Annotated in this window: 16 protein-coding genes; 10 read left to right on the top strand and 6 right to left on the bottom strand. The window is 68.4% G+C overall.

The window, feature by feature from the left end; all coding sequences use genetic code 11:
• Positions 1 to 990 precede the first annotated feature (990 nt).
• Together ACZ4LX_RS31545 and ACZ4LX_RS31550 are read left to right on the top strand one after the other, a co-directional pair.
• Positions 991 to 1551 carry a hypothetical protein gene (locus ACZ4LX_RS31545; RefSeq protein ID WP_467650347.1) on the top strand — a complete coding sequence of 187 codons (561 nt, stop codon included), beginning with the start codon at positions 991 to 993 and terminating at the stop codon, positions 1549 to 1551.
• Positions 1548 to 2018 carry a helix-turn-helix transcriptional regulator gene (locus ACZ4LX_RS31550; RefSeq protein ID WP_467650346.1) on the top strand — a complete coding sequence of 157 codons (471 nt, stop codon included), beginning with the start codon at positions 1548 to 1550 and terminating at the stop codon, positions 2016 to 2018. The genes ACZ4LX_RS31545 and ACZ4LX_RS31550 overlap by 4 nt, the downstream gene beginning before the upstream one ends.
• A gap of 319 nt (positions 2019 to 2337) precedes the next feature.
• On the opposite strand, the gene ACZ4LX_RS31555 is transcribed toward ACZ4LX_RS31550, so the two are convergent.
• The gene (locus ACZ4LX_RS31555; protein WP_467650345.1) at positions 2338 to 3189 is read right to left on the bottom strand and encodes a hypothetical protein; all 852 of its coding nucleotides are present in this window, start codon (positions 3187 to 3189) and stop codon (positions 2338 to 2340) included.
• A 156-nt stretch (positions 3190 to 3345) separates the two neighbouring features.
• On the opposite strand from ACZ4LX_RS31555, the gene ACZ4LX_RS31560 reads away from it, so the two are divergent.
• Entirely contained in the window at positions 3346 to 3645 is a 300-nt protein-coding gene (locus ACZ4LX_RS31560) for a hypothetical protein (protein WP_467650344.1), read from the top strand.
• Between the two features lie 80 nt (positions 3646 to 3725).
• Here the strand turns inward: ACZ4LX_RS31560 and ACZ4LX_RS31565 are convergent, their stop codons facing one another.
• Positions 3726 to 4466, bottom strand: coding sequence for a hypothetical protein (locus tag ACZ4LX_RS31565; RefSeq protein WP_467650343.1), 741 nt, complete (start codon positions 4464 to 4466; stop codon positions 3726 to 3728).
• A gap of 30 nt (positions 4467 to 4496) precedes the next feature.
• On the opposite strand from ACZ4LX_RS31565, the gene ACZ4LX_RS31570 reads away from it, so the two are divergent.
• From ACZ4LX_RS31570 to ACZ4LX_RS31580, 3 genes are all read left to right on the top strand, one after another.
• Positions 4497 to 5069, top strand: coding sequence for a hypothetical protein (locus ACZ4LX_RS31570; RefSeq protein ID WP_467650342.1), 573 nt, complete (start codon positions 4497 to 4499; stop codon positions 5067 to 5069).
• 19 nt (positions 5070 to 5088) lie between these two features.
• Positions 5089 to 5799, top strand: a complete 711-nt coding sequence (locus ACZ4LX_RS31575; RefSeq protein ID WP_467650341.1) for a hypothetical protein — start codon at positions 5089 to 5091, stop codon at positions 5797 to 5799.
• 250 nt (positions 5800 to 6049) lie between these two features.
• The gene (locus ACZ4LX_RS31580; protein WP_467650340.1) at positions 6050 to 6730 is read left to right on the top strand and encodes a hypothetical protein; all 681 of its coding nucleotides are present in this window, start codon (positions 6050 to 6052) and stop codon (positions 6728 to 6730) included.
• 113 nt (positions 6731 to 6843) lie between these two features.
• Here ACZ4LX_RS31580 and tpg read toward each other — a convergent pair whose 3' ends face one another.
• Positions 6844 to 7401: a telomere-protecting terminal protein Tpg gene (gene tpg / locus ACZ4LX_RS31585; protein WP_467650339.1), complete on the bottom strand. Its 558-nt coding sequence runs from the start codon at positions 7399 to 7401 to the stop codon at positions 6844 to 6846.
• A 3-nt stretch (positions 7402 to 7404) separates the two neighbouring features.
• Positions 7405 to 9516, bottom strand: coding sequence for a telomere-associated protein Tap (tap, locus tag ACZ4LX_RS31590; RefSeq protein WP_467650338.1), 2112 nt, complete (start codon positions 9514 to 9516; stop codon positions 7405 to 7407).
• Positions 9517 to 9781: 265 nt separating this feature from the next.
• Between tap and ACZ4LX_RS31595 the strand changes: the two genes are divergently transcribed.
• Entirely contained in the window at positions 9782 to 10372 is a 591-nt protein-coding gene (locus tag ACZ4LX_RS31595; protein WP_467650337.1) for a hypothetical protein, read from the top strand.
• Between the two features lie 519 nt (positions 10373 to 10891).
• On the opposite strand, the gene ACZ4LX_RS31600 is transcribed toward ACZ4LX_RS31595, so the two are convergent.
• Both ACZ4LX_RS31600 and ACZ4LX_RS31605 read right to left on the bottom strand, forming a co-directional pair.
• Positions 10892 to 11368, bottom strand: a complete 477-nt coding sequence (locus ACZ4LX_RS31600; protein ID WP_467650336.1) for a hypothetical protein — start codon at positions 11366 to 11368, stop codon at positions 10892 to 10894.
• A 25-nt stretch (positions 11369 to 11393) separates the two neighbouring features.
• On the bottom strand, positions 11394 to 12329 hold the full coding sequence (locus tag ACZ4LX_RS31605; RefSeq protein WP_467650335.1) for a helix-turn-helix domain-containing protein: 936 nt from the start codon (positions 12327 to 12329) through the stop codon (positions 11394 to 11396).
• Positions 12330 to 13534: 1205 nt separating this feature from the next.
• On the opposite strand from ACZ4LX_RS31605, the gene ACZ4LX_RS31610 reads away from it, so the two are divergent.
• From ACZ4LX_RS31610 to ACZ4LX_RS31620, 3 genes are all read left to right on the top strand, one after another.
• The gene (locus ACZ4LX_RS31610; protein ID WP_467650334.1) at positions 13535 to 13882 is read left to right on the top strand and encodes a hypothetical protein; all 348 of its coding nucleotides are present in this window, start codon (positions 13535 to 13537) and stop codon (positions 13880 to 13882) included.
• 2 nt (positions 13883 to 13884) lie between these two features.
• A complete protein-coding gene (locus ACZ4LX_RS31615) occupies positions 13885 to 14223 on the top strand; it encodes a DUF6233 domain-containing protein (protein WP_467650333.1) in 339 nt (112 codons plus the stop codon).
• Positions 14224 to 14362: 139 nt separating this feature from the next.
• A complete protein-coding gene (locus ACZ4LX_RS31620; protein WP_467650332.1) occupies positions 14363 to 14896 on the top strand; it encodes a helix-turn-helix domain-containing protein in 534 nt (177 codons plus the stop codon).
• Positions 14897 to 14914: the final 18 nt, after the last annotated feature.

Below are 14914 nucleotides of genomic sequence, written 5' to 3' on the forward strand. Positions count from 1 at the left end.
TTGCGCGAATTGGGGGTGACCGCGCAAGCGCGATCACCGGGGCTGGCTACGACGGGGGGTGCATCACGCGCGGGACTGTGTAGGGCTTGGGGTTTCCACCCACCACCCCGGCAACGAGAGTGACGGTCCGTTGGCCCGATCGGGGGCCGGCCCTACCGCAGTGACGGGCTCCGCTGCGCTCCACCCGAACCCCTCCCCCGCCCTCGAAACCGGCCGCTCACGTTCACCAATACCCCGCCAGCATACACGGCAACCCGCTACGGCGGGACTGTTTACGTCACGCATCACCCTGGAGGGGGAACGCGTTACCAGAGTGATGCATCAGAGGCAGTCGCTGTGTAGCGTTTGGACTCCAGCCACACCACCCCTGATCCCGGCCCATAAACTCACCGCACGAATTCAAATTACGTGGCCATAAATAGCCTAGCCACAGAACGGAAGCCCGATATGGGAATGCCGGAATTCGGCGCGCGGAGGTACGCGAGCCGTTCGGCCGCCAGGCCGCACGGCGGAACCCACCACCGGCACCGGCCACGCCTCCATGCTTTTGAGCGTCACGGCCGGTACAACCCGAGACGCAGCTCCGCTGGTGCCGCCTACGGTCCATACCCGGCCCACAGAGCCGCACGCGAAGCCGCCTCAGCCCCGTCCGGGCACCGAGGTGCAGCAGCTGGCGGGCTGCCGGCGGATGGATCCGCGGCATCCCCCGCCCGGCCGCATCCTCGCCGCTGCATGGAGCGGTTGGAGGGGCGCGGTGCGGGCCGTAGGGGGTGGGCCTCTAAAGATCAGATAGGCGCGGAACCGTGACCTGCTGAAACGCGAAAGTTCTATTCCCCCGCACGCATAGATCGTGGTCGCGGAGCCCGAGATGTATGCGGCCTAGCCGACTAGATCGTCCCTGGCTAGGGACGCGCCGAAGGTGAATGGATCTCGCGCATAACATCACTCATGAGGTATGTTATGCGCCTCAATGGTCATGGAGGGAAGTCAGTGGCTCAGCGCTTGAGAAGCAGTGCACCGGCGCCGTTGCGGACGCCGCCGCTGGCTCCCGTCCCGGCCCCGGAGCGGGACGACGTCAACGGCCTCGAATCGGCTGCCGCCCTGCTCAACAAGTTCAAGGAGCTGTCCAAGGGCGGGACGTTCACCTACGACCGCAAGCGCCGGCCCTACGCCTTCTACGGGACGAACCACTCCAGCGTCTCGGACGTGTTGCAGGCGAACCTGTGGAAGTTCCGGCTCACCACGGTGGCCCGGGACGTGCTGGACTACCTGGTCACGCACCACGACCGGCAGGCCCTGGTGAAGACGACCCAGGCGAAGCTGGGCGAGCACTTCTGCTGCTCGCAGACCAAGGTCAGCAAGGCCATCGGGGAGCTCTCCCGCCACAACTTCACGTGGAAGGAGAAGCGCGGGCTGTACCGACTGAATCCGCTCTACGCTTACGGGTGGGGCAGTGACCACCACCGGGAGCTGGTCGTGTCGCTGCAGAAGGTACTGCTGGAGCACCAGATCGAGATTCCGAAGGTCGGGAAGAAGGAGACCTCGCGATGAGCAGCACGATCCCTGGATTCCACAACCCGCAGCTGTTCGAGGTCCTCCCCAACGCCTGCCTGTCGGCCACCGCCCGGGACATCTTCGACGTGCTCACCGCGCGCCAGGAGCCCGGCGGCCTGGTCCACATTCGTCAGCAGGAGATCGCGGAGCGCCTCGGGCTGTCTCAGTCCGCCGTCTCCAGAGCCATCAGCCAGCTGCGCGACAAGGGCATCATCAGCGAACGCCAGCGCAAGGGCACGCTGCTCATCCACCCGCTGCTGGCCGGCTACGAGTCCCTCGCCCACATGACCAACCACCTCAATGCCCCGGACACCCACGTGTGGCCCATCAACTTCCCGGTCGGTGACATCCGCCCGCCCCGCGTACGTGACGGCCGCACCGGCACCGACTTCGACCCGGATCCCGACGGTGGTGAAGATGCTCCCCTCGAGGATGTCCAGCCCTCACTGCGACTGGCCGGATAATCCGCAGCTCCTGCCTCGCCACCGCCACGGCGCCCACCCCACCGGGAGGGCGCCGTCGTCGTTCCCGGCCGGGGCCGCCCCCGAGCCGGTAGCACCAGGTGAACCGGACCGTTCCAGATTTCTGGAATAAGCCGCGGCTCGCCGATCCGCCGCTGCTGCCATCGAGTCGCTACAGCAGCAGGGCCGCCACTGCGCGAGCGCGCCGGCCTGCTGTACGAGCAGCACCCTTGTCCCGCCCGGCCCATACAAATGCTGCGCTGCACCCGGAACCGACCGGGCAACAGACCACGAGGACGACCAGGACCACGAGCAGCAGCGACTACAGAACCGTCCCGGCCAGGGCCCGGCGGTCACCGGTCAGGGCGTAGCGGCGGGCAGCGAGTCCGTTCTCCACCGTCTCCCCGATCTCGTCGCACAGGAGCGCCAGGACGTCGGCGGCCTCGGTGTCGGACAGGTACGCGGGGGCGACTTCGAGCATCAGCTCCCCGAGCTGGTGCGAGCAGGCGGCCAGGTCGTCGACGACGGCGCGCAGCGCGGCGACAGCCGGGTCCGCCGGCGGTTCGACGGGCGCCGGGGGCGGCGCGGTGCGGACGTCGCGCACGGCCTGGCGGACCACGGCGCGCACCGTGGGGTCATCGAGGGCCTGGAGGCCGCTGTGGGCGAGGGTGGAGAGGCGGCGGGTGATGATCTCCGCGACGTCGCCGCTGCGGCCGGAGACGGCGATCAGGGCCCGTTGGGACAGGCCGTAGTCGAGCGCGGCCGCGGCGCCCGGGTCGCTGTCTCGCGTGCGGGACGTCTCGGGACCGGCGGCGACCGCGTCGTGGATCGCGGCGAGCGCGCGGGCGACATCGAGGAGCCGGTACGCCTGCGCGCGGCTGATGCCGAACTCCACCCGGCAGTACGACTCCCAGCTGCCGTGACCCAGGGGAAGCCAGACGCGGGCGGCGTGCGCGGCGCGGACCCGGGCGGCGAGCACCGCCACGGAGCGCCGGACGTCGTCCATCGCCTCGCGCAGCCCGGCCGTCATCTCCCGGGCGCGGGCCACGGTCAGCGGCGGCCGCGCCGGTTCGACGCCGTGCTCCTGGTCCTCGTTGTCCTCGCCCACGACTCCATCGTCCTCCGCGCCGGCGGGCACCACCAGGGCGTACGGGAGCACAGGCGCGAGCTCCACCTCACAGGCTCACAGCCTCACAGATCACCCCGCCCACCTGGGAAAACGGCCTGTGAGTCTCCTAGCCTCACAGCGTGGCACCGGGCTCGGGGCGCGTCTGTCACGCTGATCCGCGACGGCGGGCGCGGGCCCGCCGCACGAGGCGGAGGGGGCTCGGTGGCGGGGATCGAGCGGGAGCCGGCGGAGGTGCGGATACCCAAGGCGGCGCTGGACGCCTTCGCCGCGGCGCTGAGCGTGCGCACGGTGGCGATGCGGACCTGGCCGAACGACGGCCTGGAGTGGATGTACCCGGTGGGCACGTGGGAGGCGGCGCACCTGGAGGTGGCGCTCATGCCCGGCGGCGAGGAGGTGTGGCTGCGGATGTCCACTGACCGCTCCAGTGTCGCGGTGTGGACCATCGAGCAGTGGTGGGAGTTCGCTGGCGAGCTGCCCGGCGCCACGCCGCCGTCGACCTGAGCGGCGGTCGGCCCGGCGCACGGACGGCGGAGGTCGGCGTGGCCCCGGCAGGCCTGGGTTGTTGAGCACCTGGCCGCCGATCACGCCGTGGCCGCTGTCCGCCGAGCGAACGAGGACCAATACAGCTGGTCCCCCGTCCCGCCGCCACTGGGGTCCACCCCGCCCACTGCCGGTCCTCCACGACCCAGGACGTCCCGACCAGCCGGCCCGGCGCCCCCTGCGGGGCACCACTCGCGCACGACCCACGGCACCATCAGCCCGGACCCGCCCTGCTCGAGCTCCAGCGCAAGATCCTCGGCCTGCTCGGCCCCGGCCGAACCAAACGGCAAGCACAGCAGTACTTCACCGAACTCATCCTGCTCGCCGGACTCGTCACGATCTGCTGGCCGCGCATCCAGCCGGTCGGCACCACCCGCCCACTCGCCGCGGCCGTCGACCGGCACCTCGCCATCCACGACGGAGTCGACTCCCGTCCATACCGCTCCGCCGCGGCCCCCGTCGACGCCCTCGCCTGCGCCGGCCTCCTCCAGGTCACCGATCGCCTCCTGACCGCCGCCGACCTGCGCGAAGCGCTCTCCCCGCTCGCGCCCGAGGAGAACCGGACCCGCAGCGGAATCCCGCCCACACGGCACCTGATCTGGGACAAGAACTTCAAGAAGCAGCGCAGTGCATGCTCCGAGCGCTTCCAGCTCGCCGCCGACACAATCGTTCCCACCTTCCGCCGCACCGGCAAAGGCGGACTCCGCCTCCCCTCCACCGGTGCCAGCCTGCGGCCCGAACACGTTCCCGCCTGCTTGCCCCAAGCCCTCGCCGAACGCCACCTCAGCTTCTTCTCGGACATCACCCCCAAGATGCGCCGACGCACAGCCTCGGTCTTCCTTGTCCGGCGCGCACGCGGCGGAGCCCTCGACGAAGCCGCCCACTTCCTCGGGATCAACCCCGAGAGCAAGAGGCTCGGCTACACGCAGCTGCTGAACCGTCACCTCCGCACCAGCGGCACGGTCCGCGACTTCGAACAAGCCCTCGACGCCATCACCGCCAAGCTCCTCGCAGGCCCCGCCATCGACTACCAACACCGCCGCGAGGCCCTCGCCACCTGGACGCTGGAACCCGAGAACTGGCAGCACATGCTCACCCAGCTCCCGGACCTCACCAGCCGCCGAAAGCCCCTCAGAGACGACCGCCGGCGCCTGGCCGTCAGCGCCTACATCTGGACCCGCGTCACCGAAGGCGAGCCCGATTTCGCACCCTGCCCGCCACACATCGCCCCCGACCCCGCACTGCGCGCCGTCTGGACCCGGGAGCGACACAACGTCTTCCACTGGCTCCGCACAACTGACCACCAGCCCTACTACGAAGCCCTCAAGCCACTGCTCGAAGACCGCGCCGAGCGCCTGGCCAAGGCGATCGACCACTGTCAGTGACGGCATGCACAATGCGTTCATGAGCCACGACTACAGGCCCGGTGACGTGCTGTTACTGGAGTGCCAGTTCACTGAGACCGCCGTCACCGACGTCACCTGTTACCACGTGTCCGTGCGGTGGCCGTGGTTGGAAGTGGACCCACAGGCCGAGAACTTCAGGTGGAACGGGCAGAGGGCGCTTCCAACGCCCGCGGCCCGCGAGTGGGAGATCTTCCGAACGGAACCGGCGGAGACCGCACTGAAGCCGGGCGATGCCTGCCTGGTGGGAATCCCAGCGACCGTGGTGCACGTCCAGGCAGTCCACCACTTCGATGCGCCCCTGATCACCGGCATGCTGCCCCGGCCCGCGTCCTACCTTGAGGTCCTGCAGCAGGGTGAGACCCACGACCCTTCCCTCGAGGACCAGGGCTACACGATCGATCCGGCCGGCGGCGAACCCATACGCATCGAGCTGTTCTTCCGTCCGTACGCCTTCCTCGAACTGGGTGATGAGGTTGTTGACCGGGACGGGCGCGCCTGGCGGTTCGATGCAGCCTGGAACTGGCACCCCTTCGACGGCGAACAGCCGGGCACTCCGGCCTGGCCGCTGAAGTTGATCACCCGCCAGGGTGAGCCGACACCGAAGGAAGCCGAAGAGGTCGCCCGGGCAACAGTAGTCGGCAGCCACTTGGACGAACTGGAGCGGTGGAGCGCACTCACTCACGCGCGACCAGCCGCCTATCAGCAGTAGGTCCCGCCGGTGACAAGAAGCCTGCCTATGTGACAGCTATCTTGCTTCGGCTCAGGCCGTGTGTCGAAGCGCGATAGTTGTCACCGTTGGTGGCCGCTGACCAGCGGATTTGACGCGGTGAAGCACGGTAGTTGCCACCAGGTCGGCATATCGCCTGTCACCGGCAGCGCGGAAAGCATGACTGTTGTCACCAGATGTACTGCTCCGTCAGGCCATGGACAGAACAATGAGTCCCCATCAGCCTTGTGTGGTGATCACACTCACGACTGCCATCGTCGGCCTACTCACCAGCCTGACGGCGCTATGGATCACCGTTGCGGACCGCCGGCGGGTGATCGCAAAGGAGCGCCGAGAGGAGGCCGAAGCGGACCGGCGGCGCTCCGCTGACGAAGCCGCCGAGATGGCTCATTCGCTCAGCCGCGCTAGGTCGGAGGAGGTGGCGCAGGCCAGAACCGTACAGATCCGGCTCACCCGCAGACCTACCGCTGACGACCCAGGCAGTGCACCAGAACCCTGGCTGGTATCGGTCGTCAATCGGGGCCCGTTACCGGTCACGGACGTGCAGGTGATCCACACTGCGGGCCCTGCGATACTGCACTGCTCGGAGTCCTTCGACCTGCAAGACGAATGCACGCATGAGGTCGAGCTGCCCGCATCAGGTGAACGGCCGCGCCTGGCCGAAGTCACTACGGTGTTTACCGATGCGGCGGGCCGCCGCTGGCAGCGCCACCTCACCGGCGGACTTTGTCTAGGCACCCTCCAAGACGACGATACCTATCAATGGGACGAGCCTCGCTTCCCCGAGATCACCGGATCCATCATTCTTGGCCCTGTGGGGTTGCGCAGTGGGCGGAGGGCGCGCCTCGCCCTCCTGGTGCCGCTGCTAGTACTCACCGCCGTCGGCTGCCTGCTTTACATTCTTCTCCACTGAAAGGCGAAGCGAGCGACCCCCACAGCGATCTTGGTGACAACCAGCCTGCTTCGGTGGCACCTATCGTGCTTCGGCTCAGGCCGGGAATTCAGTAGTCACGCTTTCGCTCCTATTCAGTATTCGAGATCGAGGTAATCGATGTCATTTAGGGTGACGTCCGAGAGTCCCATGGCGCGGCCTCCGCCGTCCTGGAAATACACTTCCTTAAACCCTTCGGCGATGATCCCACGCATGTCCTGGTCGCTGGCCCCTGTTTCGCGGGCGTCGAAGAGGCGCTGTGCGTATGCGGCGGGGAGCTTGACGGTTAGGCGGCGGAACCGTCCGTCGTCGGTCGATCCAGCGGACGACTGGTAGCCGAACCGGGCCCGGGTCTCCACCGTGATCCCGCCCGTGGTGGCGGCCTGCTTCTGTCGGCGCTTGCGCACCAGCGGCTGCCAGCGGGCCTTGACCGTGTCGTCGATCTTCGCGGCGACGTCGGCGCGGGCGTGCTTGCGGGCGCCGCGCCGGTAGCGGTTGACGGAGTCGGCGGTGACCCCGAGCTCTTGGGCGACGGCCTTCGCGCTGCCGAACTGCTTGAGCAGGAACCCGATCTGGCCCTTCAACGTCTTGGGCGGGTCCTTGGTGAACGCCTCGCGGTCGGCCCGCTCGATCGCGTCGTCGATGTCCCCCACCGGTTACTCCCCTTCGTCCAGGACGGCGTCGCCGCCCTTGATGTGGCGGGCCGGGTTCAGCCCCTTCTCCATCAGGTCGACCGCCCACAGCATCGGCTGGACGCCCTCCAGCTTTGCCAGGCCGGGCGTGGGCCCGAGGCGGAACCCGCCGGGCTGCGGCTTGCCCGAGGCGGCGTAGGGGAGGAAGTCGAGCGGGCTCTCACCCGGGCTCGGGTAGACGACGCAGTCGGAGAGCACGGCGAGCGGGTAGAGCCCGGTCATCTTGACCATGTTGTTGAGCTTGCGGTGCATGTTGACCCGGGCCTTGCTGATGACGGCGGCCCGGATGTCGGGGCGCCACGTCGGCCGGGACAGGGCCGGCCACGTCTCGCCCTCCTTGTAGTGCTTGCCCTGGGGGCGCTCGCGGAGCTTGCCGACGCCGCCCTTCACCGTGGCCTTGATGGCGGACAGGACGGCGGCCAGGGCCGGGTCGTTCTGCTTGTGCTGCTCCATCGCGGCGAGGAACTGGCGGTCGTCCAGGTCCTTGGTGACGCCCATGTCGGCGAGGGTGTCGACGTAGGCGTTCTTGAGGCGGTCGTGCCACGGGTCGAGGTAGGCGCCGGTCTCGCGGCGCAGGTACGCCTCGATCGGGTGCACGTCGTGCCCGAGCTCCTGGGCGTAGGCGAGGGTGTGGGTCTGGTACCAGGCGGCTCCCGTCGGCCGGGAGCCGTCCGGGGTGAACGGCGAGGGCAGGCGCGGGTCCAGCTCGATGTGGCTGAGGTCGGCCAGCCAGCTCCCGGGGATCTTCGGGTTGAACTTCGGGGCGTGGAAGTGGTCCGGGGCGGAGAGGCCGACGACCAGGCGGGCCGCGGCGGCGAGGAACGCCGTGTTCAGGTCGAGGCCGACCGCGAACGGCAGCAGGCTCTCCTCGTCGGTGAGGGTGTTCACCGACCGCACCCACTGGTACGCCTCCTCATTCAGGAACCCGCCCGTCCAGCCGCTGTTGACGACGACGGGGTGTTCCGGGGTGGCCTCCGGCGGCGCCGGTTCCATCGGCTCCGTGCCCAGGCTGCCCGCGTTGTAGCCGGACACCCAGTTCCCGGTGGCCGGGTCCTGCACGGCCTTGGTCGGCGGGCGCAGCGCCGTCATCAGCTCCAGGCCGGAGACGGCGGTGGAGCCCCGCGGGGTGATGACCCGCGTCGCGTAGACGCCGAGGACGCGGGCGATGTCGGCCGGCTCCATCTCCGCGACGCCGGGCCAGGACCGCTCATCGAGGGCGTCCCAGGACAGGATCGCCAGCTGCACGCACTGCCGGTCGCGGCCCTGCGCCTTGCGGTAGATCCGCGCCCACGGCCCGAACCCGCGCTGGGTGAGCTGCCACTTGGCCTTCGCGACCTGCTTGACGACCGGGTGGTCCTCCGGCAGGCGCAGGGAGCGGCGCTGCTCGTGGCCCTCCAGGCGCTCGGGCAGCCCGAGCTTCACGGCGGCGGCCGCGGTGAGCACGATCAGCGGGTCGGAGTCCTTGCCGTACCGGTTGAGCTTCGCGGCACCGAGACCGGACTCGCGCAGCGTCCACTCCACCAGCTCCGGCACGGTGGTCGCCGGGCAGTCCAGCACGACGCCGCCCACCGCGTACGCGGAGCCGTCGCCGTCCAGGACGGCCAGTGGGCCGTGCGGGAAGCGTGGGTCGGTCGCGGGCGCGGCGGCCTTCTTCGCCGCCGGGCGCCGGGACGACGTCGCCGGGCGGCCGGCCGGACGGGCGGGACGCTCCGGCGCGGCCGGAGCGGCGGGGGCCTGTGCCGTGTCGGCGGGCTCGGGCGTGGCCGGGCCGGTGAATGTGTCGGGCACCGGGGCGGGCTGCTGCGGCGCGGCGGCGGGAGCTCCGTGGGCGGGGTACTTCGCCGCCCACCCCTTGAGGAGCCGCTGGTACGCCTCCAGGCGCGGCGACTTCGGCTCGGAGCGGCCGTTCTCGTAGTTCTTGACCGTCTGCACGGACGACCTCAGCGCGGTCGCGAGGCGGGCCTGGGTGATGCCGGCGGCCTCACGAAGGCGGGCGCGCTCCGCCGGGGGCGGGAGCTGCGGCTCCTCCTCCAGCAGCGCGTCGATGTTTGCGAACAGCTCTTCCTCGGATGCCATTGCATCTCCTCTCGTGCCCTCACCTTAGCACCGCTTACCCTCATTTTTAACCTGCTTTTTTAACCCGATCTGATTCACTTCCGGGAGTAGAGTTGAACAATAAATGTCGTCTGCTGTCCTGTCTGTCGGCTGCCATCGGAACGTCAGTGGGGTCTGTCACTGGATGTCAGCTGTTCTGCCATGAGGTGTGTCAAGCGGTGATGGCTGGGAGAGCATCCGCAGGGAGGCGACCGCGCCCGTCGAATCAGCTGACACGATGCCGGGCATGACAACCGAGCCGCAGCGAATAGACCTTCACCTTCAGGCCCGCGACCATCTGGCGCGGTGGCTGGCCGCCGTACAGCTCCAGGCTCGCAGGCTCAGCGAGCCCCCTCCCTTTGCCAGCCCAATCGGGGCCACGCCTGCGACACCAAACCCAGGGCTGGAACAGGAAGCGGACACGCTCCTGTTCGTCTCCGCGCTACGCGACTTCCTGCGAGCCGTAGACCTCACCTCGCGGACCTTCACTGGCACCCCGGCGCAGAGTCCAGTGGACAAGGCTCGGGCGGCATTCAACAAGGCAGTCCCGAACCTGGTCACGATCCGGAACGTCCTGGAGCACTTCGACGAGTATGAGAAGGGCGAAGGCCATCTCCAGGGCGCTGCCGCCAAGGCAGGCTCCGATATCTGGTGGCTGAACATGTGGGTGGAGGTCGACAACGGCAGGGTGGAGCTCTTCCTGATGCCAGGCGACGGACAGATCCTGCGCCTGGACATCCACGCCTCAGCAGATGCCGCAGGAACCCTCTACATGGCGGTCTACAACGCGCTTGTCGAGCACGGAGTAGGCGAGCTGCCCTCGACGACGGCCTCGTAATCCAATTCGGACTCCAGCCAGCTTGCCGCGTCAACTGCGCTACCTCGACCCTCGACCAGATCACCGTTCCGCCGACAACCCGACTGACACTCCTGATGGCAGGACCACTGACGTTCTCGTGGCAGACGACACTGTCTCTGTGATGTCCGGGCAGTCTCGGAGATCTCCGGGCATGTGAGTGGGTGTCTCGGTCATGTCCGGGCAAGTTGTGGGGTGTCTCAGTCTTCTCTGGGTACTGCGGGTACTGCGGTTCTACGTTCGTAGCGTCTGGACGGCGTCGTACCGGAGGCCGGGGTGGCAGAGCGTTGGAAGTTCCAAGGTCCGCGGAAGACTTCGAGGTCGAGTACGTCTCCGCGGCGGGTGCGCGGCAGCGGGGCACGCTGGCCGAGTTGTGGCCGGTCCGGTTCGAGGTTCCCATGGCAGAACGGCTGACATTCTCGCGGCAGACGACACCTGATGTCCTGTCTCGGTTTCGCCACGACGGGAGCCTAATCGGCAGGACTGATAATCAGTAGCAGGTCAGAGCGCTGCCGCCCGGAGGCAGAGCGTTCTGCGCCACCCTGGTCCCGTCGGCATCAATGGTCCGGCCTTAGCTGTCCACGGCCGCGGGCGTGCCCTCCCGCTGCGGGCATCCCGGTGGGCGGCGGCGAGAAGTGCGGTGACGGTCGCGGGTTCGGTGCCTGTCACGGTGGCGATCTGATCAACGTTCAGCAGGAGCTGGTCGTGGAGCAGGGAGGCGTCTTCTACGGCGGTGGGTATGTGGCCGCTGCGGCGGGCGACCGTGCTGGTGTGCCGGTTCCAGGCCCATGCGGAGGGATGTCGCTCGGAGACGACGCTGGTCCAGTTGTCGGCCACGAGGTTGAAAAGGTGCGAGACAGCTACCTGCGCCTCCTCCGGCGGGAGATGGGCCTGCGCGTAGGCGTGATAGACGGGGCAGTGCAGGTCGTAGAAGGCGTAGAAGGCGGTGGTGAGGACGGTCAGCGATGGCGGCTTCATGATCGTTTCTCTCTGCCGGCTCTGGTCAGCCGAAGGCGTCGGCGGGGTAGCTGCTGACACCGGTAGCGCTGGGCCGGGTGCTGCGCCACAGAGGGTGGACGGTTTCGGGCAGGCTCTGCAGGGCGGTTGCGAGGTGGCAGACCACCGGCCAGCTGGGGGTTCCGGGGCCGCAGAACGCCTGCTTGAGATCGGCGGCACTGAGGGTGGGGCCGGCCGAATCGAGAAGCCTGTCGGTGCTGGGGGACCCGGCGGCGTAGTGCAGAGCGCGCAGGTACAAGCGCAGGGCCTGTACCGGGTCCGCGGTGTGCCGGTCCTGCGGGTCGGCGGTGACGTCCCAGAGCGGCAGGACGAGCTCGGGGTCGCCCTGACAGTGTTCGGCGATCAGTTGGACGGTCCTCACGGTGACGGGCCTGACACCGGAGAGGATGCGGGAGATGTAGGAGCGGTGAATGTTCATGCGCTGTGCGAGCGCGTGCTGGGGGAGGCCGGACTGCTTCCACATGAGAGTGAGCGCGCAGGCCAGACGCTGGCGGGGATGACGCAGCGAGAGGCTGGTCGGGGCGGATGAGGCTGTGACGGCAGGCGGGACGGTACGTGAGGGTTTGGCGCGAGCGGCGAGCTGCTTCTCGACAGTCCTTGGCGGGTACTTCTTGCGCAGCCGGTCCGCGGTGACGTTCATCAAGGGCTCGAGCTCGGTGAGTGATTTCCCTTGAGAGCGCTGAAGGACGACCAGGGCCGCGTTTGCCTGCTGTGCGCAGTGCTCGATGGCGACGGTGTAGGAGAGAAGCTCGGCGGGGGTCGCTTCGGGGCTGGAGGCGCGGGTGACGAAGTTGTCGACGGCCTGGGCGGCCTCTGCGGCCAGGCTGCGTACCGCGTCGCTGCAGAGGGCGGCGCGCTCGGCGTCGATGGCCGGCCCAAAACGGGGTGTCCGCTCGGGGCCCCAGTGCGAACTGATGGACATGGGAACTCTTTCGGGGTGCTGGGGCGGGTATTTGCACCCGCCCGTCCGGAGCTGGTGTGGTGACGGACCGATTCCTGGGCCGGGTGCGGGCGCGGTGCACCCGCACCCGGCCGGTCGGGTCAGCGCAGACGGACCCACTGGCGGACCAGCGACGATCCGTGAGAGGCCGTCAGCAAAAGCGCCAGGCACGGCAGCACGTCAGGCGAAAGAAGTCCCGGGATCATGATCAGCGGCCCGAATAGGGCGACACCGAGCATGCTGCCGCGCACGGTGACAGCCGTGACAACCCAGGATGAGGTTTCAACCAGGCGCGGAACAGGGATGATACGTTCACGGCTCAGTTTCCCTGCAGCTGAAAGCGGGCGTGCGGGGAGACGGGTTCGACGTCGGTGGAACACGAGAGATCCCTTCGTTTGTGTTCTGGCGTTGAAGAGCGACAAGAGACCCCGGCGAGGCGACCAACCAACGGCCGGGGTCTTTGCCTGCCCGGTCCGAAAAACCGGGAATCGCAACTTACTACCTAGAGCACCCGCTCGGTATCAACGTGTAGTGGTGGTGGGCGTAGGCGCCCACCGGATCCGCCGTGACCAAGCAGATACCTGACCGCCTAAAAGTGGTCACAAAACAACCAGAACCTGTCGCCCGGAACCGGCAAAAGTGATAGACCGTCACATTCCACAGGGCGGTGGTGCGCCCGCGCGACGGGACGCCACCCCGCGCCACCGCCGTGCTCCCCGTCTCAGGAGCCCGCGAGCCCCCCAGATTTGGCACAAATCCATTCCGCCAGACACTCCCGCAGTCACCGACACGCCGCCACCCCGCTGGGGGTGGACTGGGCGCTGGCCACGCTCGCCTACAGCCGCATCACGGCCGGCCTCACGCCGTCCGTACCGGCCTGGGCGGTGGCCAGCAGGCCGTGCACGGCCGGGGTCGGACAGGCCGGCCCTACGGAGAAACTCGACAACGTCGTGGTCGTCGTAGGCGAGCCCGGCGATCTGCCCCCGGACAGTGACGCGCCGGCCGCCGGTTGGAGAGGGCCGGTGGATGACGATGGGCGCGCTCATGCCTCCAGAGTGCGCCCGGGGTGGGGCTATCGCATGCGGGTGAGCGTGCCGCGCCGGCCGGAGGCGTTCGGGTGGGTGACGGCGGGGGTGGTGCTGGCGCGCCATTCGCATCCAATATTCGAACAGACGTAGCATTGGTGCGTGGTGAAATCCTTCCCGTTCCCCCAAGACCTCCTCGACGCCCAGGCGGCCCTCCATCATGCGCGCGCAGAGTGCGAGAAGTACGCCCGCACCCTGCCGTGGTCGGCCGAGCCAATGCCCGGGTGGGAGGCAAGCAAGCAGCTGCACAGCAACTACATCTCCGAGAAGCCGGACAGCCCCGGCTACACGCCGGAGCAGGCTGAGCGGATCGCCGGGTATCGGGCCCGGGTGCTGGAGCTGTCGACCGTGGTGTTCGGCCATCCGTTCTGGTCCACTCTCGCCAACGATGTCGTCAAGGCCCGGTCCGCGCTGCTGCGCACCCACGATCCGGCAGAGGCCGGGGCGTAGCCGTGTCCGACGACCCGTCCCGGGTGGCCGACCTGGAGAAGAACAGGATCCTGGCCGAGTGGCTGCGTTGGCAGCTGAGGCAGACGGAGAACCGGATCCGGGAACTCGAGGTCAGGGAGCAGCAGGAGCGACGGCGCCAGGAGCGGGCGCGGGCGGAGATGGCGTGGAAGATTCAGCCGGAGCGTGCGGGGCGTCCCGCGATGCTGCACCGCGGGGGCTGCACCCTGTCGGCGGGGGATCACGGGCTGATCAACCGCGAGGAGGCGTTGATCGCGCTGCAGGAGCCGGACATCGAGGCGTGTGAGGTGTGTCGGCCGGAGACGGGGCTGGCGGGCGGGTAGGGGTGCGGCACGTCGGTCGTCGGTTGGTGTCTTGAGCTGGATTTTCTCGTTGGTCTTCACTCTTCTGGGTGACACCCCTTGCCCACTATGACTCACGTGAGTCATAGTGGGGTCATCGCCAAGAGAACAGGGGAACCCGATGAACACCACCACCGCCGCACAGACCGCCAAGGTCACCGTCGCCACGATTCGCGACTGGGCCCGCCGCGGCATCATCGCCGCCACCAAGGTCGCCGGCCGGTGGGTCATCGACACCAATTCCCTCACCCGCCGCATCAACATCGGCGCCCGCCGCGCCGCACGCAAAGCCAAGAAGATCGTCCTCACTGCCGCTCACATCATGGCCATCGGTGGCAACGAATGGATCCGCGGCAACTACCACCGCATCTACCTCAACAACTGGGCCGAGTACGCCGGCATCGAGGTCACCCGCTACAACACGGGGAACGTCTCCTCCGTCTCCATCGACGGACGCGGTATCGCGAACGGCCGGGCATACGGCCTCCTCGGCGCGGTCGACAAGGTGTACTTCGACGTTGACGACAACTCCCTGTACGTCGAGCACAGCGGCGCCGACGCCTACGACGTCCGCTACCTCGACGGCGAGCGTGCCCAGGTCAACCTCGCGGCCCGCATCTTCGCCGGTGTCCGCACCGCCGTCGCCGCCCTCTGAACCGCCCTCTTCCTCAGC

It is taken from the genome of Streptomyces sp. NPDC026062 (assembly GCF_055568375.1).

Bases quoted from the DNA above. Each gene is read 5' to 3' on its own strand.
- ACZ4LX_RS31550 (WP_467650346.1), top strand. From the start codon at position 1,548: ATGAGCAGCACGATCCCTGGATTCCACAACCCGCAGCTGTTCGAGGTC.
- ACZ4LX_RS31570 (WP_467650342.1), top strand. From the start codon at position 4,497: ATGCGCCGACGCACAGCCTCGGTCTTCCTTGTCCGGCGCGCACGCGGC.
- ACZ4LX_RS31575 (WP_467650341.1), top strand. From the start codon at position 5,089: ATGAGCCACGACTACAGGCCCGGTGACGTGCTGTTACTGGAGTGCCAG.
- tap (WP_467650338.1), bottom strand. From the start codon at position 9,516: ATGGCATCCGAGGAAGAGCTGTTCGCAAACATCGACGCGCTGCTGGAG.
- ACZ4LX_RS31595 (WP_467650337.1), top strand. From the start codon at position 9,782: ATGACAACCGAGCCGCAGCGAATAGACCTTCACCTTCAGGCCCGCGAC.
- ACZ4LX_RS31600 (WP_467650336.1), bottom strand. From the start codon at position 11,368: ATGAAGCCGCCATCGCTGACCGTCCTCACCACCGCCTTCTACGCCTTC.
- ACZ4LX_RS31605 (WP_467650335.1), bottom strand. From the start codon at position 12,329: ATGTCCATCAGTTCGCACTGGGGCCCCGAGCGGACACCCCGTTTTGGG.
- ACZ4LX_RS31620 (WP_467650332.1), top strand. From the start codon at position 14,363: ATGAACACCACCACCGCCGCACAGACCGCCAAGGTCACCGTCGCCACG.